Annotated in this window: 18 protein-coding genes; 13 read left to right on the forward strand and 5 right to left on the reverse strand. The window is 68.0% G+C overall.

All coding sequences use genetic code 11. The features are described from left to right. Window positions 1-25: 25 nt before the first annotated feature. The 10 genes from denD (at window position 26) to GGR04_RS10455 (ending at window position 10188) form a co-directional block, all read left to right on the forward strand. Window positions 26-1015 (forward strand): D-erythronate dehydrogenase, encoded by a 990-nt coding sequence (denD, locus tag GGR04_RS10410; RefSeq protein ID WP_183199809.1) that lies wholly within the window; start codon window positions 26-28, stop codon window positions 1013-1015. A gap of 18 nt (window positions 1016-1033) precedes the next feature. Further along, complete coding sequence (gene otnK / locus GGR04_RS10415) at window positions 1034-2296, forward strand: 3-oxo-tetronate kinase (RefSeq protein ID WP_183199810.1); 1263 nt, start codon at window positions 1034-1036, stop codon at window positions 2294-2296. After that, a complete protein-coding gene (gene otnC / locus GGR04_RS10420) occupies window positions 2293-2943 on the forward strand; it encodes a 3-oxo-tetronate 4-phosphate decarboxylase (protein WP_183199811.1) in 651 nt (216 codons plus the stop codon). Before otnK ends, otnC begins: the two co-directional genes overlap by 4 nt. Then, window positions 2940-3707, forward strand: coding sequence for a hydroxypyruvate isomerase family protein (locus GGR04_RS10425; RefSeq protein ID WP_183199812.1), 768 nt, complete (start codon window positions 2940-2942; stop codon window positions 3705-3707). The genes otnC and GGR04_RS10425 overlap by 4 nt, the downstream gene beginning before the upstream one ends. A 163-nt stretch (window positions 3708-3870) precedes the next feature. Then, window positions 3871-4806 (forward strand): L-threonate dehydrogenase, encoded by a 936-nt coding sequence (ltnD, locus tag GGR04_RS10430; RefSeq protein WP_183199813.1) that lies wholly within the window; start codon window positions 3871-3873, stop codon window positions 4804-4806. Between the two features lie 17 nt (window positions 4807-4823). After that, window positions 4824-5594, forward strand: coding sequence for an SDR family oxidoreductase (locus GGR04_RS10435; protein WP_183199814.1), 771 nt, complete (start codon window positions 4824-4826; stop codon window positions 5592-5594). A 79-nt stretch (window positions 5595-5673) separates the two neighbouring features. Continuing rightward, window positions 5674-6732, forward strand: coding sequence for an ABC transporter ATP-binding protein (locus GGR04_RS10440; RefSeq protein ID WP_183199815.1), 1059 nt, complete (start codon window positions 5674-5676; stop codon window positions 6730-6732). A gap of 114 nt (window positions 6733-6846) precedes the next feature. Then, window positions 6847-8169: an ABC transporter substrate-binding protein gene (locus GGR04_RS10445; protein ID WP_183199915.1), complete on the forward strand. Its 1323-nt coding sequence runs from the start codon at window positions 6847-6849 to the stop codon at window positions 8167-8169. Between the two features lie 164 nt (window positions 8170-8333). Further along, entirely contained in the window at window positions 8334-9281 is a 948-nt protein-coding gene (locus GGR04_RS10450) for a carbohydrate ABC transporter permease (RefSeq protein ID WP_183199816.1), read from the forward strand. 40 nt (window positions 9282-9321) lie between these two features. Beyond that, entirely contained in the window at window positions 9322-10188 is an 867-nt protein-coding gene (locus tag GGR04_RS10455; protein ID WP_376769854.1) for a carbohydrate ABC transporter permease, read from the forward strand. A 73-nt stretch (window positions 10189-10261) separates the two neighbouring features. On the opposite strand, the gene GGR04_RS10460 is transcribed toward GGR04_RS10455, so the two are convergent. The 5 genes from GGR04_RS10460 to GGR04_RS10480 all read right to left on the reverse strand — a co-directional run bounded on the left by GGR04_RS10460 (window position 10262) and on the right by GGR04_RS10480 (window position 14954). Then, entirely contained in the window at window positions 10262-11422 is a 1161-nt protein-coding gene (locus GGR04_RS10460) for an L-dopachrome tautomerase-related protein (protein ID WP_183199818.1), read from the reverse strand. A 49-nt stretch (window positions 11423-11471) separates the two neighbouring features. Then, a complete protein-coding gene (locus GGR04_RS10465) occupies window positions 11472-11777 on the reverse strand; it encodes a DUF2171 domain-containing protein (RefSeq protein ID WP_183199819.1) in 306 nt (101 codons plus the stop codon). Window positions 11778-12031: 254 nt separating this feature from the next. After that, a complete protein-coding gene (locus tag GGR04_RS10470; RefSeq protein ID WP_183199820.1) occupies window positions 12032-12841 on the reverse strand; it encodes a transglutaminase-like domain-containing protein in 810 nt (269 codons plus the stop codon). A 61-nt stretch (window positions 12842-12902) separates the two neighbouring features. Continuing rightward, window positions 12903-13850: a transglutaminase family protein gene (locus GGR04_RS10475; RefSeq protein ID WP_183199821.1), complete on the reverse strand. Its 948-nt coding sequence runs from the start codon at window positions 13848-13850 to the stop codon at window positions 12903-12905. Window positions 13851-14051: 201 nt separating this feature from the next. Next, window positions 14052-14954: an ATP-binding protein gene (locus GGR04_RS10480; protein ID WP_183199822.1), complete on the reverse strand. Its 903-nt coding sequence runs from the start codon at window positions 14952-14954 to the stop codon at window positions 14052-14054. 123 nt (window positions 14955-15077) lie between these two features. On the opposite strand from GGR04_RS10480, the gene yajC reads away from it, so the two are divergent. From yajC to GGR04_RS10495, 3 genes are all read left to right on the forward strand, one after another. Beyond that, complete coding sequence (gene yajC, locus GGR04_RS10485) at window positions 15078-15419, forward strand: preprotein translocase subunit YajC (RefSeq protein ID WP_183199823.1); 342 nt, start codon at window positions 15078-15080, stop codon at window positions 15417-15419. A 136-nt stretch (window positions 15420-15555) separates the two neighbouring features. Then, window positions 15556-18147 (forward strand): protein translocase subunit SecD, encoded by a 2592-nt coding sequence (gene secD / locus GGR04_RS10490; RefSeq protein WP_183199824.1) that lies wholly within the window; start codon window positions 15556-15558, stop codon window positions 18145-18147. A gap of 5 nt (window positions 18148-18152) precedes the next feature. After that, on the forward strand, window positions 18153-18551 hold the full coding sequence (locus GGR04_RS10495; protein WP_183199825.1) for an Mth938-like domain-containing protein: 399 nt from the start codon (window positions 18153-18155) through the stop codon (window positions 18549-18551). Window positions 18552-18553 lie beyond the last annotated feature (2 nt).

Raw genomic sequence — 18553 nt, forward strand, 5'->3', positions numbered from 1 at the left:
GGCCGGCGCAAGAGGGAGGAACGACATGAAGATTCTCATCATCGGCGCCGCCGGCATGATCGGGCGCAAGCTCGCCGAGCGCATCGCCGCGGAGGGTGGCATCGGCGAGCGGCCGGTGGACGAACTCGTGCTGGTCGACGTCGTGGAGCCCGCGAAGCCGACGGGCCGCGTCGGCGCGATCCGCACGGCGGCGGTCGATATTTCCGTTCCCGGCGCCTCCGCGCCGCTCGCGGCCGAGCGACCCGACGTGATCTTCCACCTCGCCGCCATCGTCTCGGGCGAGGCCGAGGCCGACTTCGAGAAGGGCTACCGCATCAATCTCGACGGGACGCGCGATCTCTTCGAGGCGATCCGGCGCGAGCACGAGGCGAGCGGTCACACGCCGCGTCTCGTCTTCGCCTCCTCGATCGCCGTGTTCGGCGCGCCCTTCCCCGATCGCATTCCCGACGATTTCGCACTGACGCCGCTGACGAGCTACGGCACGCAGAAGGCGATCTGCGAGCTGCTTCTCGCCGACTATTCGCGGCGTGGCTTCTTCGACGGGCTCGGGCTGCGGTTGCCGACGATCTGCGTGCGCCCCGGCCTGCCCAACAAGGCGGCCTCCGGCTTTTTCTCCAACATCCTGCGCGAGCCGATGGTGGGGCAGGAGGCGGTGCTGCCGGTGGGCGACGAGGTCCGGCATTATTTCGCCAGCCCTCGCGCCGCGATCGGCTTCTTTCTGCATGCCGCGATGCTCGACACGGCGGCGGTCGGCCCGCGGCGCAACCTCAGTCTGCCCGGCCTGTCGGCGACGGTGGGGGACGAGATCGAGGCGCTCGGGCGCATCGTCGGCGAGCGGGCGGTGAAGCTCATCCGCCGCGAGCCGGACGCGGCGATCATCCGCATCGTCTGCGGCTGGGCGCCCGACATCGAGGCGCGGCGCGCCCGAGATCTCGGTTTCCAGGCGGAAGCCTCGTTCGACGAGATCGTCCGCGCCCATCTCGAAGACGAACTCGGCGGCACCGCCCGCGTCTGAGCGCGACAGGAGAGACCCATGCTGCTCGGCTGCATCGGAGACGACTTCACGGGATCGTCGGATCTCGGCAACACGCTCCGCAAGGCCGGCATGCGCGTGACGCAATATGTCGGCGTGCCCAAAGAGCCCGCCGCGCCCGAGGTCGAAGTCGGGATCGTGGCGTTGAAATCGCGCACCGTTCCCGTGGCGAAGGCCGTGCGCCTGTCGCTCGATGCCGCCGACTGGCTGCTGGCGCAGGGCTGCCGGCAGTTTTTCTTCAAATATTGCTCGACCTTCGATTCGACGCCGGAGGGCAATATCGGGCCGGTGATCGACGCGCTGACGGAGCGGCTCGGCGCCGACCGCGCGATCGTCTGCCCGGCCTTTCCCGCGGCCGGGCGCACCGTCTATGCCGGGCATCTCTTCGTCGGCGACCGGCTGCTCAGCGAAAGCGGCATGGAGAACCATCCGCTCACCCCCATGCGCGACCCCGACCTGCGCCGTTGGCTCGCGCCGCAGACGCGTCACCCTGTCGGCCACGTCGCGGCGCGCGAGGTCTTCGCAGGCGCCGAGGCGATCGCGGCGGGCGTCTCTCGCGAGGTCGCGGCCGGGCGCCCTCTGGTGGTGGTGGATGCGATCCGCGACGAGGACCTCCTTGCCATCGGGCGCGCCGCCCGCGACCATCGGCTGCTCACCGGCGGATCGGGCATCGCCCTCGGGCTGCCCGCAAACTTTCGCGACGAAGGGCTGCTGGCCGGCGTCGCCGACGACTGGTCGGCGGCCGGCGCGGGGCCGGCGGTCGTGCTGTCGGGATCCTGCTCGACGATGACGCGCAGCCAGGTGGCTCGCTACGTCGCCGGTCATCCCGCGCTCGAGATCGATCCCGACGACCTCGCGGACGGGCGCATGACCGCAGCTCTCGCCGCCGGCTGGGTGCGCGCGCACCTCGCCGATGCCCCGCTCGTCTACACCTCGGCCGATCCCGACGCCGTTCGCGCCGCGCAGGAGCGCCATGGGCGCGACGCCATCGCCGCGCGGATCGAGGGCTTCTTCGCCGAGCTGGCGCGCGAAATGGTGGCGGCGGGCGTCACCGGGCTGGTCACGGCGGGCGGCGAGACCTCGGGAGCCGTGGTGGAGGGGCTGGCGTTGCAGGCGCTGGAGATCGGCCCGGAGATCGCGCCCGGCGTTCCGGCTGTGCGCGCCAGCGGGCGTCCGCTCTGGCTGGCGCTGAAGTCGGGCAATTTCGGCGATGCAGACTTCTTCGAGACCGCCCTCGTCGCTCTCCAGGGTGCCGGGCGATGACGGCCGAAACGCGTCAGCGCGAAGAGATCTGCCGGCTCGCGGCCTCGCTCTTCGATCGCGGGCTGACGCATGGCTCGACCGGCAACATTTCGGTGCGGCTGGAGGACGGCGGTCTGCTGGTGACGCCGACGGGCTCCTCCTTCGGACGGCTCGATCCGGCGCGGCTCAGCCGCTTCGATGCCGAGGGGCGGCTCGTCTCCGGCGACCGTCCGACGAAGGAGATGCCGCTGCATCAGGCCTTCTACGAGACGCGCTCCACGGCCGGCGCGGTGGTGCATCTCCATTCCTGCCACTCCGTCGCCTGGTCTATCCTGCCGGAGGTCGATCCCGACGACCTGCTGCCACCGCTCACCGCCTATTCGCTCATGCAGCTTGGCCGGGTGAAGCTGCTGCCATTCTTCGTGCCGGGCGACCCCGCCACCGCCGACGCCATCCGCGGGTTGGCCGGCCGCCGCTCGGCGGTCATGCTCGCCCATCACGGGCCGGTGGTGGCGGGCCGCGACCTGGAAGCCGCCGTCAACGCCATGGAGGAGCTGGAGGCGACGGCCCGGCTGGCGCTGCTGACGCGAGGGGCTCATCCCCGGCTCATGGACGAGAACGAGGTCGCCGCCGTGGTGCGCGCCTTCGACCTGGAGGGATTCGCATGATCCGCCTGTCCGCCAATCTCGGTTTCCTCTGGGCCGATCGGCCCTTGCCCGACGCCATCCACGCCGCGAAGGCCGCCGGTTTCGAGGCGGTGGAATGCCACTGGCCCTACGGCGAAGATGCCGCCGCCGTGGCGCGCGCGCTTCGCGACACCGGCCTGCCGATGCTCGGCCTCAACACCGCCAAGGGGCGACCCGGCGAATTCGGCCTCTCTGCGCTGCCGGGCCGCAAGAGCGAGGCGAGGGACGCCATCGAGCAGGCTTTCGACTACGGCGCCGCGATCGGCGCCGGGGCCGTCCACGTCATGGCGGGTGTGCCCGGCAAGGCGCCCGGCGCGATGGCGATCTTTCACGACAATCTGATCGCCGCGTGCGATCTCGCGGCCCGCCATGCAATGACGGTGCTGATCGAGCCGCTGAACGCGCGCGACGTGCCCGGCTACCTCCACGTGACGGTCGAGGCGGCGGCGGCGATCGTGCGCGCCGTCGCGCGGCCCGAACTGAAGATCATGTTCGACTGCTACCACCAGCAGATCATGGGCGGCGATCTGCTGCGCCGGTTCGAGGCGCATCTCGGCGCGATCGGCCACGTCCAGTTCGCGTCCGTGCCGTGGCGCCGCGAGCCCGACGAGGGGGAGGTGGCCTACGACCGGCTTCTGCCCCTCCTGCGCGAGGCCGGCTGGACCGGCTTCTTCGGCGCCGAATACAAGCCGCGCGGCGAAACCGACTTGGGGTTGGGCTGGATCGAGGACTTCCGCCGCCGTTGATCTCGACGTGCGACGCGAGCGTTGGCAAGCTGGTCTGCGTGCTGTACCAATTTTCCGATATGTCCCGAACGGGGCGATTCTTCGATCGAAGCCGCGCAGACGGCACGAAGAGGCGGGCGCAAACCCGCGAGCGTTCGACGAGATGTCCGCAAGGGGAGGAACGATGGCAGCCAGCGCCGTCGCCGATCGATCGGGAGGGGTGGCCGTGCTCGGGCTCGGCTCGATGGGCCATGGCATGGCGACGTCGATGATGCGCGCCGGGCTTTCCGTGGTCGGCTTCGATCCGTATCCGGCGTCCCTGCAGCGTTTCGTGAGCGATGGTGGCCGAGCGGCGCTCGATGCCGAGACCGCGGCGCGGGACGCGAACGCGGTGGTCAGCGTGGTGGTGAACGCTTCGCAGACGGAAGCGCTGCTGTTCGGTGCGGGCGGGGTGGCCGAGGCCATGCCGGAAGGCGCCGTCTTCGTCTCCTGCGCCACGATGGATCCCGAGATCGTGCGGCACCTCTCGGCCCGGCTCGAAGCCGCCGGCCGGCATTATCTCGACGCGCCGATGAGCGGGGGTCCCGTGAAGGCCGCCTCCGGCGAACTGACGGTGATGGCCTCCGGCTCGAAGGCCGCCTTCGCCGCCGCACGGCCGGTTCTCGATGCGATCGCGGCGAAGGTCTACGAGCTCGGTGACGCGCCCGGCGCGGGCGCGGCCTTCAAGATGATCAACCAGCTGCTCGCCGGCGTCCACATCGCCGCGGCCTGCGAGGCCATCGCCTTCGCCGCCAGGCAGGGTCTCGATCTTCGACAGGTCTACGACGTGATCACCGCATCCGCCGGAAACAGCTGGATGTTCGAGAACCGCATTCCCCACGTACTCGACGGCGATTATGCGCCGAAGAGCGCGGTCGAGATCTTCGTCAAGGACCTCGGCATCGTGCAGGACATGGCGCGGGCGCAGCGCTTTCCCGTGCCCGTCTCGGCCGCCGCGCTGCAGATGTTCCTCGCCGCGTCCGGCGCCGGCATGGGGCATGACGACGACGCCTCGCTCGCGCGCCTTTACGCCCAGCTTTCCGGCGCCGTTCTTCCCGAGCCCGTGTCCCCGTCCGCTTGAAGGATTTTCCGTTTCCGATGTCGAATTCCGCCGCTTCCCCATCTCCGCGATACGCGCTCGTCACCGGCGGTGGCACGGGTATCGGCAAGGCGATCGCCTGCTCGCTGCTCGGTGCCGGCTGGACGGTGGCGATCACCGGTCGGCGGGCGGCCGTGCTGGCGGACGCTGCCGCTGAGCTCGGCGCGCTCGGGCGCATCGAGGTGGTGGAGGCCGACATCGGCGATCCCGCGTCGGTCGGTCGCCTGTTCGCCGAGGTCGAGCGTCGGTTCGGGCGGCTCGATCTTCTCGTCAACAATGCCGGCTCGAACGTCCCGCCGATCCCGCTGGAGGACGTCTCGTTCGAACAATGGTCCGGTGTCGTCGCCGCCAATCTCACCGGCGCCTTCCTCTGCACGCAAGGCGCCTTCCGGTTGATGAAGCGGCAGTCGCCGCGAGGCGGGCGCATCGTCAACAACGGCTCGATCTCGGCGACGACGCCGCGGCCGAACTCGGCGCCCTACACGGCGACGAAGCACGCCATTGCCGGGCTCACCAAGTCCACCGCCCTCGACGGTCGTCCGTTCGACATCGCCTGCGGCCAGATCGACATCGGCAACGCCGCCAGCGACATGACCGCCGCCATGTCCTCGGGCGTGCTGCAGGCCAATGGCGAGCTGCACCCCGAGCCGACGATGGACGTCGCGCTGGTGGGCGAGGCGGTCGTGCACATGGCGGGGCTGCCGCCCGAAGCCAACGTTCTGACCATGACGATCATGGCGACCAAGATGCCCTTCGTCGGACGCGGCTAGCCGCCGCGACCGTCGACCCGGCCGAGACGAGGCGCAAAGCCCACCGGTCTATTCCAGTTCAACGGGAGGAATCCTCAGCATGGCTTCTGTCGATATCGTCGACGTTCAAAAGTCCTTCGGCTCGCACCCGGTGATCAAGGGGGTGAACGTCCATATCGAGGACGGCGAGTTCGTCATCCTCGTCGGGCCGTCCGGCTGCGGGAAGTCCACGCTGCTGCGCATGCTGGCGGGCCTCGAGCATATTTCGGGCGGCGAGATCCGCATCGGCGACCGCGTCGTCAACGACCTGCCGCCGAAAGATCGCGACATCGCGATGGTGTTCCAGAACTACGCGCTCTATCCGCACATGAGCGTTGCCGACAACATGGCCTTCTCGCTCAAGTTGAAGGGCGCCGCCAAGTCGGAGATCGACGCCCGCGTGAAGCCGGCGGCCGAGATCCTCGGCCTCACCAACCTTCTCGACCGCTATCCGCGCCAGCTTTCCGGCGGCCAGCGCCAGCGCGTGGCGATGGGGCGCGCCATCGTGCGCGACCCGCAGGTCTTCCTGTTCGACGAGCCCCTGTCGAACCTCGACGCCAAGCTGCGCGTCTCCATGCGCACCGAGATCAAGAACCTGCACCAGCGGCTCACCACGACCACGGTCTACGTGACGCACGACCAGATCGAGGCCATGACCATGGCCGACAAGATCGTGGTGATGCAGGACGGGCGCATCGAGCAGGTCGGCGCCCCGCTCGACCTCTACGACAATCCGGTCAACCTCTTCGTCGCCGGCTTCATCGGCTCGCCCGCGATGAACATGCTGCACGGGCGGCTCGATCCGCAGGATTCCAGCCGCTTCGTCACGAATGACGGTCTCTCGCTGCCGCTGGGGCAGGCGCATCGGGGCGCGATCGGGCGCGATCTCGTCTATGGCGCGCGGCCGGAGGCGATCCATCTCGGCGGCGACATCGGGATCGAGGTCGTGGTGGTCGAGCCGACCGGTTTCGAGAGTCAGGTGCTCGGCAAGCTCGGCCAGACCGAGGTGACCTGCGTCTTCCGTGAGCGGGTGGACATCCGGCCGGGCCAGCGCCTCAACGTGTCGATCGACCCGAACGCAGTTCATCTCTTCGACGCCAAGAGCGGCGAGCGGCTCTAGCCGCCTCCTGCCGGCGGCAGCGCCGGCGGGCACCACGAGGCGGGCCCCGAATGCCCGCCCGAGACGGACGCAGTCTATCGGCCTTCGGGTCAAGCGGTCTTCTGGGAGGAAACCATCATGATCAACCGTCGCAATCTTCTAGCCGGTTCGGCCGGTCTCATCGCCGCCGGCGCGCTCGGCGGGCCGTTCGCGCCCGGCCGCGCCTTCGCGCAAAGCGCCGCCGCGCCCACCTTCACGCCCGAGGCCGGCGCCTCGCTGCGCCTGCTGCGCTGGGTGCCTTTCGTGCCGGCCGAGGAGGAGGCTTTCCTCGCCAACACCAAGAAGTTCACCGACGCCACCGGCGTCGCGGTGCGCATCGACAAGGAAAGCTGGGAGGACGTGCGCCCGAAGGCCGCCGTCGCCGCGAATGTCGGCTCCGGCCCCGACATGGTGATGAGCTGGTTCGACGATCCGCAGCAGTACCCGGACAAGCTGGTCGACGTCACCGACCTCGGCACCTCGATCGGCGCGGCCAACGGCGGCTGGTATCCCGGCCTCGAAGCCTACGCCAAACGCGACGACAAGTTCATCGCCCTGCCGCTCTGCGCCATCGGCAATGCCGTGGTCTATCGCGACAGCCACGTGAAGGCCGCCGGCTTCTCGGAGTTCCCGAAGGACACTGCAGGCTTCCTCGATCTCTGCAAGGCGATGCAGGCCAAGGGCACGCCGGCCGGCTTCCCGCACGGCAAGGCGGTGGGCGACGGCAACAACTACGCGCATTGGCTGCTCTGGAGCCATGGCGGCCAGATGGTCGACGAGAGCGGCAGGGTGGTGCTGAACAGCTCTGAGACGCTGGCGGCCGTGAAATACGCGCAGGAACTCTACAAGACCTTCATCCCCGGCACCGAGAGCTGGCAGGACGTCAACAACAACCGCGCCTTCATCGCCGGCCAGGTGTCGCTGACGGCCAACGGCGTGTCGGTCTACTACGCCGCCAAGAAGGACCCGGCGCTCGCCGAGATGGCGGCCGACATGCGCTCGACCAACTTCCCCGTCGGCCCGGTCGGCCAGCCCATCGAACTGCACCAGACCTCGACCATCTCGATCTTCCGGCACACGAAATTCCCCGAGGCTGCCAAGGCTTACCTGCAGTTCCTCTACCAACCCGACAACATGAACGCCTGGATCCAGGGCGCCAGCGCCTATTGCTGCCAGCCTCTGCGGGCCTTCGAGAACAACCCGGTCTGGACCTCGAACCCGATCCATGCGGCCTACGCCAAGGCCTCCTCGACGCTGCGGCCCAACGGCTATGCCGGTCCTCTCGGCGCGGCGTCCGCCGGCACGATGGCCGACTACGTGCTCGTCGACATGTTCGCTGAGGCTGTGACAGGACAGTCGACCCCGGAAGACGCCATCGCCAACGCCGAGCGTCGCGCCAACCGGTACTACCGGGTCTAGCAGCACCGCCGAAGATCAGCCGCCGTCTCGCGCATGCGGGATGGTGGCCGAGGGCCGGATGAAGCCGGGAGACCGGCCATCCTCGACCGCGTCGCTGCCCTTCATGATGGGCGGCGGCGCGGCCTTGCAGCACCATGCACACCCGAGGCGGAGGATCTTATTCCATGTCCAGCACCACGATACGCAGGGGGAGCGCGCCGCCTCGCGCGTCCTTCTTCGAGCGCCTGTCACAGAGCCGAAACGGGCTCGGCTTCCTGTTCATGCTGCCGGCGGCGATCTTCCTTCTCTGCTTCCTCACCTACCCGCTGGGGCTCGGCGTCTGGCTCGGCTTCACCGACGCCAAGATCGGCCGCTCCGGCATCTTCATCGGGCTGGAGAACTACGAGTACCTGATGCGCGACCGAGTGTTCTGGATGTCGGTCTTCAACACCGTCTTCTACACCGCCATCGCCTCGATCCTGAAGTTCGGGCTGGGGCTCTGGCTCGCGGTGATCCTCAACGAGAACCTGCCGTGCAAGTCGCTGTTCCGGGCCATTATTCTCTTGCCGTGGGTCGTGCCGACCGTGCTCTCGGCGCTCGCCTTCTGGTGGATCTACGACGCGCAGTTCTCGGTGATCTCCTACGTGCTGATGAAGTGGGGCTGGATCTCGGCGCCGATCAACTTCCTCGGCGACCCCTGGAACGCGCGCCTCTCGGTGATCGCCGCCAATGTCTGGCGCGGCATCCCCTTCGTCGCGATCTCGCTGCTGGCGGGCTTGCAGACCGTGCCGGCCTCGCTGCACGAGGCGGCGGCGCTCGACGGCGCCACCTCGTGGCAGCGCTTCCGGCGCATCACCCTGCCGCTGCTGACGCCGATCATCGCCGTCGTCATGACCTTCTCGGTGCTGTTCACCTTCACCGACTTTCAGCTGATCTACGTGCTGACGAAGGGTGGGCCGGTGAACGCGACGCACCTGATGGCGACGCTCTCCTTCCAGCGCGGCATTCCCGGCGGCGCGCTCGGCGAGGGCGCGGCCATCGCGGTTGCGATGGTGCCCTTCCTGCTCGCCGCCATCCTATTCAGCTTCTTCGGTCTGCAGCGCCGCAAATGGCAGCAGGGCGGCTCGGATTGAGGAAACAGCCATGACCGTTCAGACCGCCGAACCCGCCATCATGTCCGACGACATCGTCGGCATGTCCCAGCACGACACGATGGCGCGCAAGATCCTGGTGATCTACCTGCCGCTCGCCGTGTTCCTCTTCGTGCTGCTGTTCCCGTTCTACTGGATGGCGATCACCGCCATCAAACCGAACGACCAGTTGACCAACTACGCCGCGCACAGTCCGTTCTGGGTGGTGGGGCCGACTCTCGACCACATCAAGTATCTCTTGTTCGAGACCTCCTATCCCGGCTGGCTGTGGAACACGATCGTCGTCTCCACCTGCTCGACCGTGATCGCGCTGGCGGCGTCCGTCTTCGCCGCCTACGCGATCGAGCGCATCCGCTTCACGGGGGCGCGGGTGACGGGCCTCCTCGTCTTCCTCGCCTACCTGATCCCGCCCTCGATCCTCTTCATCCCGCTCGCCTTCATCGTCTTCCAGGTCGGCATGTTCGATTCGAAGCTGGCGCTGATCCTGACCTATCCGACCTTCCTCATCCCGTTCTGCACCTGGCTGCTGATGGGCTATTTCCGCTCGATCCCGTTCGAACTCGAGGAGTCGGCGCTGGTGGACGGCGCGACGCGCTGGCAGATTCTGACGAAGATCGTGCTGCCTCTGGCGGTGCCCGGCCTGATTTCGGCCGGTATCTTCGCCTTCACGCTGGCCTGGAACGAGTTCATCTACGCGCTCACCTTCATCCAGTCGTCGGAGAACAAGACGGTGCCGGTGGGTGTCCTCACCGAACTGGTGCGCGGCGACGTCTACGAGTGGGGATCGCTGATGGCCGGCGCGCTGCTCGGCTCGCTGCCGGTGGTGATCCTCTATTCCTTCTTCGTCGACTACTACGTCTCGTCGATGACGGGTGCGGTGAAGGAATAGCGCCGGAAGCGCCGAACGGAAAAAGGCCGGCCCCGCTGGGGACCGGCCTTTGTCGTCTTCGCAGGGCGCCCCGTCAGTTGACGGGCTTGGCCTTCGGCTCGAAGGTGATCCGCCAGAGCTCGGTCGGCAGGGCCGCCGGCGCGCCGGGCTTGAAGTAGGCGGAGTCCTGAATGTGCGAGGTCGTGACGTAGATCGCGCCGTCCGGCCCTTCGCCGAACGTGTCGGGCCAGCGCAGGCGCGCGTCCTTCACGAGGATGGTCGGCTCGCCGGTGGGCCCGGCTTCGAGGTCGCGGATCTTCACCGCATCCTCCTCCACCGCGCTCACATACATGTGCCCGCTCTCGCGCCCGATGAGGAGCCCGTCGGAGACACCGTTCTCGCTGAAGCGCTCGACCTTCGACGACACGTCCTCACCGTTCAGCCCAGCCGTCACCAACGTCTCGGTCGGAATGCGATAGAGCGTGCGACCCTTGATGGCCTGCCAGTAGAGCTGCGTCGCGTCCTTCGACAGCGCGATGCCGTCCGCCGAGAACTCGACGCCGCGCCCGTCCGGGCGACGCACCGGCTGACCGTCGGCGGTGACGACGACGCCCTTTTCGACCTGCGTCGAGGGGTGCCCGTCGAGCACGCGGCGTGCCTTGCCGCTTTCGAGATCCACCACGAGCAGCGCGCCCTTCGCGCCGGAATCGGTGATGAAGGCATGACGCCCGTCGGCCGAGAAGCGCACGTCGTTGAGATAGGAGCCCTGCGGCGCGGCGGTCTCGTCGAAGGCGATGGTCTGCGCCACCGCGTTGGTCTTCAGATCGATGCGCACGAGCTTGGGGCCTTGGGGCACGATGAAGGCCTGGGCCGGCGCAGCGGGATCGAGCACCCACAGATTGCCGCGCCCGTCCGCCACGACGCTCTGGACGCAGACGAAATGGTCGCCTGGGCTCATCTCGTCCTTGCGGGCGTTGCGCCACGCGTTCCACTCGGCATTCGGATAGGGCGTGATCGAGCCGTCCTTCGCGACCTCCGCGACCGACACGGGAGCATCCTCGGTCCAGCGCGGAAAGTTGACGAAGACGCGCCCGTCCTCGGCGACGGTGACGCCGGTCACCTGATGCGGGAAGGTGGCGACCTGTTCGAGCTTGGCACCGGGCGCGGCGGAGGATTGGGCGAGAGCGGCTTGCGGAAGCGCGAGGGCGGCGGCGCCGGCCAGAAGCAGGGCGGCGAGGGGAACTGTGACGGTCATGAACTTTAGTCCTGAAAGGTGTCCGGTGGGGATGGCGAGTGTGACGGGCTCAGGGGCCGACGGCCGGTGAACCTGGTTCGGCGCCATGCTCGTCGAGCGAGGCGTCCTCGCCGCCGCCGACCGCCTCGACGCCCCATTCGTCACGCGCCTGCGACGACGTGCGGGTGAGGCGAACCACGTCGTCTTCCACCGCTGCGATCATGTCGCGATGCAGGAAATGGTGCTCGCCGCCGGCCGCGGGATCGGAGCGCGAGAGCTTGATGCGATCGCCTTCGACGGCGTGTACGGTGCCGACATGCCCATCGTCGGATCCGCGGACGTCCATGCCGTCGCGGACGGAATTCAAATCGGCCATGATGGCGCTCCCAGTGTGCGGACGCCGGAAGAGGGCCAAGCGTCGCGACCTCCGGCATGGAGGCTTCCCGCGACCAACTGCCGATGTCGAAGCCGCGTTCCCCGGCAGGGTCAGGCCATTGCGAAGGCGGGAAACGACATCGGAAGCGCGGAACGATAGGGTCGCCGAATCGATGAAGGGAAGGCGCCCGGCCGGCCGCCCTCCCTTCGCTACGCCGATTGCGTCGCCGGCCCGAGGGCGGGCAGGCTTTCCCGTCAGTCGATGAGTTCGTAGGAGACGACGTCGAACTGGACGAGATGGGCGGTGCCGAAATTGGTCGAGAGCGCGACGTCCGTCGCGTCGCGGCCCGTCGCCATCAGCACGCGGCCGACGCGGGGGAAGTTGTGCCGGGCGTCGCAGGTGTACCAGTTGCCGCCGAGATAGACTTGGAACCAGGCGCTGAAATCCATCGGGCCCGGCACCGGTGGAATGCGGATGTCGCCGAGATAGCCGGTGCAGTAGCGCGCGGGCACGTTCATGCAGCGGCAGAGCGTTACGGCCAGATGCGCGAAGTCTCGGCAGACGCCGGTGCGATCGTTGTAGCCGCCGAAGGCGGAGCGGGTGGAGTCGGCGTTTTGGTAGTTGAAGGTGATGTGGTTGTGCACGAAGTCGCAGATCGCCTGCACGCGGCCCCAGCCCGGCGCCGTATGGCCGAACATCGACCAGGCGAAGCTCGCCAGCTTGTCGGTGTCGCAGTAGCGGCTGCCGAGGAGGTAGACGAGCACCTCGTCGGGCAGGTCCTGCACTTCGTGCTGCACCGCGTCCCAGGCGACGACATCCGGTTGGCCGCTGTCGTAGATGTCGAACGAGGTGGAGACGTGGGTGACGCCGGGAGGCGCCACGATACGCGTGCAGACGTTGCCGAACCCGTCGACATACTCGCGCGCGTTCACCGGCTGGTCGAACGAGATCACCTGCTCGGTCAACAGATCGCCCCGCCGGGAGGGATGGATGTTGAGGGCGAGGAGCATCGGCGTCGGCTGATAGCACTCGTAGCCCAGGGTGAAGCCCGCGCGAATTTTCATCGAATCTCCTAGTCCGTTCGAGGCGTCGAACACGCAGGTGCCGATGGGCACGAGAGGGGGGTCATGCGCCGGCCGTGCGGCGATGCGGTGTCGGGGTGTCGGCGCCCGGCGCGGTGTCGCCCGGCTGCGAGGACGTCTCCGTCGTGACGTTCACCTGGACGGTCATGCCCTTGGCGTCGCCAGCCTTGCCGGCATAGGTGCCCGACAGCGGCACCGCCTGGCGGGGATCGCGCACCACGGCGACGCGGATGAGGTCGCGGTTGCCGACGATGCCGTTGGTGGGGTCGAACTCGATCCAGCCGGCGCCGGGCAGGTAGACCTGGCACCAGGCGTGGGTCGAGCCGCCGCCGAGCACCTCCGATCCGTCGCGATCGGGCACGTAGATGTAGCCGGTGACGAAGCGGGCGGCGAAGCCGAGCGAGCGCACCGCCTCCATCATGAAGAGCGCGAAGTCGCGGCAGGTGCCGCGGGCCGACTGCAGCGTCACCAGCGGCTCCTGCGTGCCCTCTTCGTGGCGGCGCGAATAGTTGAAGCTCTCCTTGATCGCGAAGCACAGCGTCATCAGAAGCTTGCCGGTGTCGGTGCCGGCCGGACCCGCGGAGACGAAGCGGCGCGCCCATTTGCCGATCTCGTTCTGCGGGTCGGGATAATGCCGCTCCACGAGGCGTCCGAGATCGGCGGCATCGTCGCCGTCATAGGCGAAGGGATAGGTCTCGGCCCGCTTGTGGATCCGGAAATCGGGCGTCGACTGCGGCGAGTGATCGATGCGGATGCGCGATTCGAAGACCAGCTGGCGCGCGCGCTTGCCGAAGCTCACGACGGCGACGCAATTGCCGAACACGTCATGGAACCAGCGGACCTCGCGCGGGGTCGGCTCCACCGTCAGCGTGCTCTCGAGCAGGCGCTGGTCGTAGCTGTCGCGCGGGCGAAACAGGATGCGATGTTCGCCGAACCCCACGGGTCTGGCGTAGTCGAACACCGTCCTGTGCTTCACCGCGAAGACGGTCATTTTCGGTCCGCCCATCCTGTCCACGAGGCCGAAGCGCCATCGCTCACCTCAATAGAGGGCGGACGGCGCTGCACTGCAAGAATGCAAACCATCGGCTTGCCTCTTTTTCGACAGGTATGACGCGAGCAACACATCGGGAAACGATCCGGTTCGATTTCCTCCCGTGACGTGGATCCGGTCGGCTCGGCAAGCGCACCCGTGCTAGCCGGCCAGATCGAAGCGATGACCGGTGCGGCCGGCGAAATCCTGTACGAACTGGAAGGCGACGCGGCCGGATCGGCTGCCCCGCGTCGTCGCCCATTCCAGCGCGTCGTGGCGCATTGCCGCGTCGTCGAAGGGAATGGCGGCGGCCCGCAGGTAGCCCTCCACCATCGCGAGATACTCGTCCTGCGAACATTTGTGGAAACCGAGCCAGAGCCCGAACCGGTCGGACAGCGAGACCTTTTCCTCCACCGCCTCGCTCGGATTGATGGCGGTCGACTGCTCGTTCTCCATCATGGTGCGGGGCAGGAGATGGCGCCGGTTCGAGGTCGCGTAGAAGAGCACGTTCTCCGGCCGCCCCTCGACGCCGCCGTCGAGCGCTGCCTTCAGCGACTTGTAGGACGTGTCGTCGTGGTCGAACGACAGGTCGTCGCAGAAGAGGAGCACCGGACTCTGTGTCCTTCGGACGATCGCGAGCAGCGCGGGAAGGGCGTCGATGTCCTCGCGGTGGATCTCGATCAATTTCAGGGCAGGGCGGTCGGGATCGCGATCGGCGTTGACGCTTGCGTGAACGGATTTCACGAGCGACGACTTGCCCATGCCCCGCGCGCCCCAGAGGAGCGCGTTGTTGGCGGGAAGGCCGGCCGCGAAACGCCGCGTGTTGTCGAGCAGCGTGTCGCGCGAGCGGTCGATGCCCTGCAGCAGCGCGACCGGCACCCGGTTGACCCGGGCCACGGGCTGCAGGCCCCGCGGCGGCGCGAAGACGAAGCAATCGGCCGCCGCGAGATTCGGTTCGGTCTCGGCGGCGGGCGCCAGCCGCTCCAGCGCTTCGGCGATGCGGCGCAGGGTCGATGCGAGGTCGGCGTCGGGGGAGGGCGGCACGTGGGGGGGGACCCTTCGCATCCGTCCCGAGCGGGGCCCCGGAGGGCGGGGACGGATCATGTTGCATTCGCATCGACCGTTCGTATATTGCGCGCATCTTGCCAAGGCCGGTTGCGGCCGTTTGCGTCCCGTCAGGAGAATTTCATGTTCGTCACCCCGGCCTTCGCCCAGACCGCCGCTGCCGCCGGGGGGCCGGAAAGCATCCTCATTTCGATCCTGCCCTTCGTGGCGGTGTTCGCGATCATGTATTTCCTCATCATCCGCCCGCAGCGCACGGCGGCCAAGAAGCGTGGCGAGATGCTGACCAACATCCGGCGCGGTGACACGATCGTCACCGGCGGCGGCATCATCGCCAAGGTGACCAAGGTTCTCGAGAACGGCGAACTCGAGGTGCAGATCTCCGAGCAGACCAAGGTGCGCGTGCTGCAGGCGATGGTGACCGACGTGCGCGTGAAGGGCGAGCCCACCGCCGCCAACACGAAATAGCCGCGATCCGCGAGTCCTTCAGCAGGCCCGGTCGCGCGAGCGCACGGGTCTGATCGTTCTTTTCTGCCGCAAGGCATCGCGAAGCGCCTGATCCCGGCTCCGGGATCGGGGGCTTCGATCCACGTTCGGAACCGCCATGCTTCACTTCTCGCGCTGGAAGACCACCCTCATCTGGCTGGCGGTTCTGGCCGGCGTCCTCTTCGCGCTTCCGAACTTCCTGACCGAAAGCCAGCGCGCGTCGCTGCCCGGCTTCGTGCCCGCACGCCCGATGACGCTGGGTCTCGACCTGCAGGGCGGCTCCTACGTGCTGCTCGAGGTCGACCGCGCCTCTCTCGTCAACGACCGGCTTCTGGGCCTTCGCGAGGACGTGCAGCTGAGCCTGCGCAACGCCAATATCGGCTTCGCCAACCTCGCCGAGGTGAACGGCGGCATCCAGTTCAATCTTCGCGACCCCAGCCAGACCGCAGCGGCGCGCACCGCGCTGGAGCAGCTGACCTCGCCGATCTCGAGCGGGCTTCTCGCCGGGGGGTCGGTGGTCGAGGCCGAGTTGACCGAGACGCAGCCGGGCAGCTTCCGGCTGGCGCTGACCGAGGCCGGCGTGAACTATCGCCTCTCGACAGCCGTCGCCCAGTCGATCGAGGTGGTGCGCCGCCGCGTCGACGAGCTCGGCACCACCGAGCCGGTGATCCAGCGCCAGGGCCTCGACCGGATCATGGTGCAGGTGCCCGGCCTGCAGGATCCCGCCCGCCTCAAGAACCTCCTCAACCAGACGGCGCGACTGACCTTCCGTCTCGTCGACGTGTCGAACGTGGCGCAGGCCGTGGCCGCCAAGCAGCAGCCGCTTCCCGCCGGCGACGAACTGCTGATGACCACCGACGAGCCGGCGCAGCCGATCCTTGTGCAGCGGCAGGTGATGATCTCGGGCGAGAGCCTCACCGACGCGCAGGCCGGCTTCGACCAGCAGAACAGCCAGCCGGTGGTCAACATTCGGTTCGATTCGCGCGGTGCCCAGCGCTTCGGCGCGGTGACGCAGGAAAACGTCGGCCGGCCCTTCGCGATCGTCCTCGACGACAAGGTGCTCTCGGCGCCTAGCATCCGCGAACCGATCCTCGGCGGTCAGGCGCAGATCTCCGGCAACTTCACCGTGCAGACGGCCAACGATCTCGCCGTGCTGCTGCGCGCCGGCGCCTTGCCCGCGACTCTCGACATCATCGAGGAGCGCACGGTCGGCCCGGGCCTCGGCGCCGATTCGGTGGCCGCGGGCCAGAACGCCGGCATCATCGGCGGCGTCTTCGTCATCGTCTTCATGCTCGTCGCCTACGGGTTCCTCGGGCTCATCGCCAACGTCGCGCTGCTCGTGAACGTCATCCTCCTGGTGGCGCTTCTCTCGGTGCTCGGCTCCACGCTGACGCTGCCGGGCATCGCCGGCATCGTGCTGACGATGGGCATGGCGGTGGATTCCAACGTCCTCATCTACGAGCGCATTCTCGAAGAACGGCGAAACGGGCGATCGGTCGTCCAGTCGATCGACGCGGGCTTCCACAAGGCGCTCGGCACGATCATGGACGCCAACGTCACGACACTGATCGCCGCCGTGATCCTGTTCTTCCTCGGATCGGGTCCGGTGCGTGGCTTCGCCGTAACGCTGGCGCTCGGCATCTTCACGACGATCTTCACCGCGCTGACGCTGACGCGCTGGCTCGTGTCCTACTGGGTTCGTCGCCAGCGCCCGAAGGAAGTGCCGAAGGGCTGGATCTCCTTCGTGCCGCACGGCACGCGCATCCCCTTCATGGCGGTACGCCGCGCCGCCTTCACGATCACCATCGCGCTGTCGCTCGCATCCGTCGCCAGCCTCTTCGTCGGCGGCCTGAACTTCGGCATCGACTTCACCGGCGGCACCGTGATGGAGCTGCGCTCGAAGGCCGAGAGCGCCGATGTCGCGCAGATCCGCGACGATCTCGCCACGATCGTCGAGGGCGACCTGCAGGTGCAGGAGTTCGGCTCGCCGCGCGACGTGCTGATCCGCTTCGGCACGCAGCCGCAGGATGCCGAGACGCCGCAGGCGAGTGTCAACGCCGTGCGCGGCGCGCTACAGGCGGACTACGACTTCCAGCGCGTGGAGGTGGTCGGGCCGACGGTCTCGGGCGAACTCGCCTGGGCGGCCGTCTTCGGCGTCGGCGCTTCGCTGCTCGCGATCGCCTTCTACGTCTGGGTGCGGTTCGAGTGGCAGTTCGCGATCGGCGCGCTGCTGGCCACGGCGCACGACGTCGCAATGACCATCGGCTTCCTCGTGGTGTCGCAACTCGAGTTCAACCTGTCGTCGATCGCCGCATTGCTGACGATCGTCGGCTACTCGCTGAACGACACTGTCGTGGTGTTCGACCGCATCCGTGAGAATCTTAGAAAATACAAGAAGATGCCGATCGGCGAGATCATCGATCTCTCGCTGAACGAGACGCTGTCGCGCACCATGCTGACGGCGGTGACGCTGGTGCTGGCGCTCGTGGCGCTCTACGGCTTCGGCGGTGACGTCATCCGCGTCTTCGTGGCGCCGATGCTGGCCGGCGTTCTCGTGGGCGTCTACTCGTCCATCTTCATCGCGGCGCCGGTTCTTATCTACTTCAAGCTGCGGCCGGAAACGATTCGCGGCGGCGACAAGGAAGCGGACGAGGCCAAGCCCGTCGTCGGAACGTCGCCGAGCCGCCCGACGCCATCCGGCACGGTCTGAGCGGGATGGCGTCCGACACCTCGCCTGGCGTGCTGCGGGACGCGCACTACCCGCGCCGCGCTCCGGTGGATGCCTATGGCAATGGCGGCTTCCGCTTTGCCGACATGTCGCATCGCGGCTCCATCCTCTGCCTGCCCTCGGGCATCTATGGCTGGACGGGAACCGCTGAGGCGCCCTTCTCGGGCGAACGGCTGCTGAAGGTCTTCGAGGAGATGGAGGGCATCCGCTTCCTGCTGTTCGGCACGGGGCCGGACATTCGCCGCATCCCGCCGGCTCTCGCGGACCGGCTGAAGAAGGCCGGCATCTCCTGCGATCCCATGTCCACCGGCGCGGCGGTGCGGACCTATAACATCATGCTCTCCGAAGGCCGGCCGGTCGCCGCCGCGCTCGTCGCCGTCGATTGATC

The sequence above is a fragment of the Aureimonas pseudogalii genome (assembly GCF_014196835.1).
In the GTDB taxonomy this organism is placed as follows: Bacteria; Pseudomonadota; Alphaproteobacteria; order Rhizobiales; family Rhizobiaceae; genus Aureimonas; species Aureimonas pseudogalii.

What these genes read in the sequence shown, in the direction of transcription:
- denD (WP_183199809.1), top strand. Translation starts at nt 26, where the DNA reads ATGAAGATTCTCATCATCGGCGCCGCCGGCATGATCGGGCGCAAGCTC.
- otnK (WP_183199810.1), top strand. Translation starts at nt 1,034, where the DNA reads ATGCTGCTCGGCTGCATCGGAGACGACTTCACGGGATCGTCGGATCTC.
- otnC (WP_183199811.1), top strand. Translation starts at nt 2,293, where the DNA reads ATGACGGCCGAAACGCGTCAGCGCGAAGAGATCTGCCGGCTCGCGGCC.
- GGR04_RS10425 (WP_183199812.1), top strand. Translation starts at nt 2,940, where the DNA reads ATGATCCGCCTGTCCGCCAATCTCGGTTTCCTCTGGGCCGATCGGCCC.
- ltnD (WP_183199813.1), top strand. Translation starts at nt 3,871, where the DNA reads ATGGCAGCCAGCGCCGTCGCCGATCGATCGGGAGGGGTGGCCGTGCTC.
- GGR04_RS10435 (WP_183199814.1), top strand. Translation starts at nt 4,824, where the DNA reads ATGTCGAATTCCGCCGCTTCCCCATCTCCGCGATACGCGCTCGTCACC.
- GGR04_RS10440 (WP_183199815.1), top strand. Translation starts at nt 5,674, where the DNA reads ATGGCTTCTGTCGATATCGTCGACGTTCAAAAGTCCTTCGGCTCGCAC.
- GGR04_RS10450 (WP_183199816.1), top strand. Translation starts at nt 8,334, where the DNA reads ATGTCCAGCACCACGATACGCAGGGGGAGCGCGCCGCCTCGCGCGTCC.
- GGR04_RS10455 (WP_376769854.1), top strand. Translation starts at nt 9,322, where the DNA reads ATGTCCGACGACATCGTCGGCATGTCCCAGCACGACACGATGGCGCGC.
- GGR04_RS10460 (WP_183199818.1), bottom strand. Translation starts at nt 11,422, where the DNA reads ATGACCGTCACAGTTCCCCTCGCCGCCCTGCTTCTGGCCGGCGCCGCC.
- GGR04_RS10465 (WP_183199819.1), bottom strand. Translation starts at nt 11,777, where the DNA reads ATGGCCGATTTGAATTCCGTCCGCGACGGCATGGACGTCCGCGGATCC.
- GGR04_RS10470 (WP_183199820.1), bottom strand. Translation starts at nt 12,841, where the DNA reads ATGAAAATTCGCGCGGGCTTCACCCTGGGCTACGAGTGCTATCAGCCG.
- GGR04_RS10475 (WP_183199821.1), bottom strand. Translation starts at nt 13,850, where the DNA reads ATGACCGTCTTCGCGGTGAAGCACAGGACGGTGTTCGACTACGCCAGA.
- GGR04_RS10480 (WP_183199822.1), bottom strand. Translation starts at nt 14,954, where the DNA reads ATGCGAAGGGTCCCCCCCCACGTGCCGCCCTCCCCCGACGCCGACCTC.
- yajC (WP_183199823.1), top strand. Translation starts at nt 15,078, where the DNA reads ATGTTCGTCACCCCGGCCTTCGCCCAGACCGCCGCTGCCGCCGGGGGG.
- secD (WP_183199824.1), top strand. Translation starts at nt 15,556, where the DNA reads ATGCTTCACTTCTCGCGCTGGAAGACCACCCTCATCTGGCTGGCGGTT.
- GGR04_RS10495 (WP_183199825.1), top strand. Translation starts at nt 18,153, where the DNA reads ATGGCGTCCGACACCTCGCCTGGCGTGCTGCGGGACGCGCACTACCCG.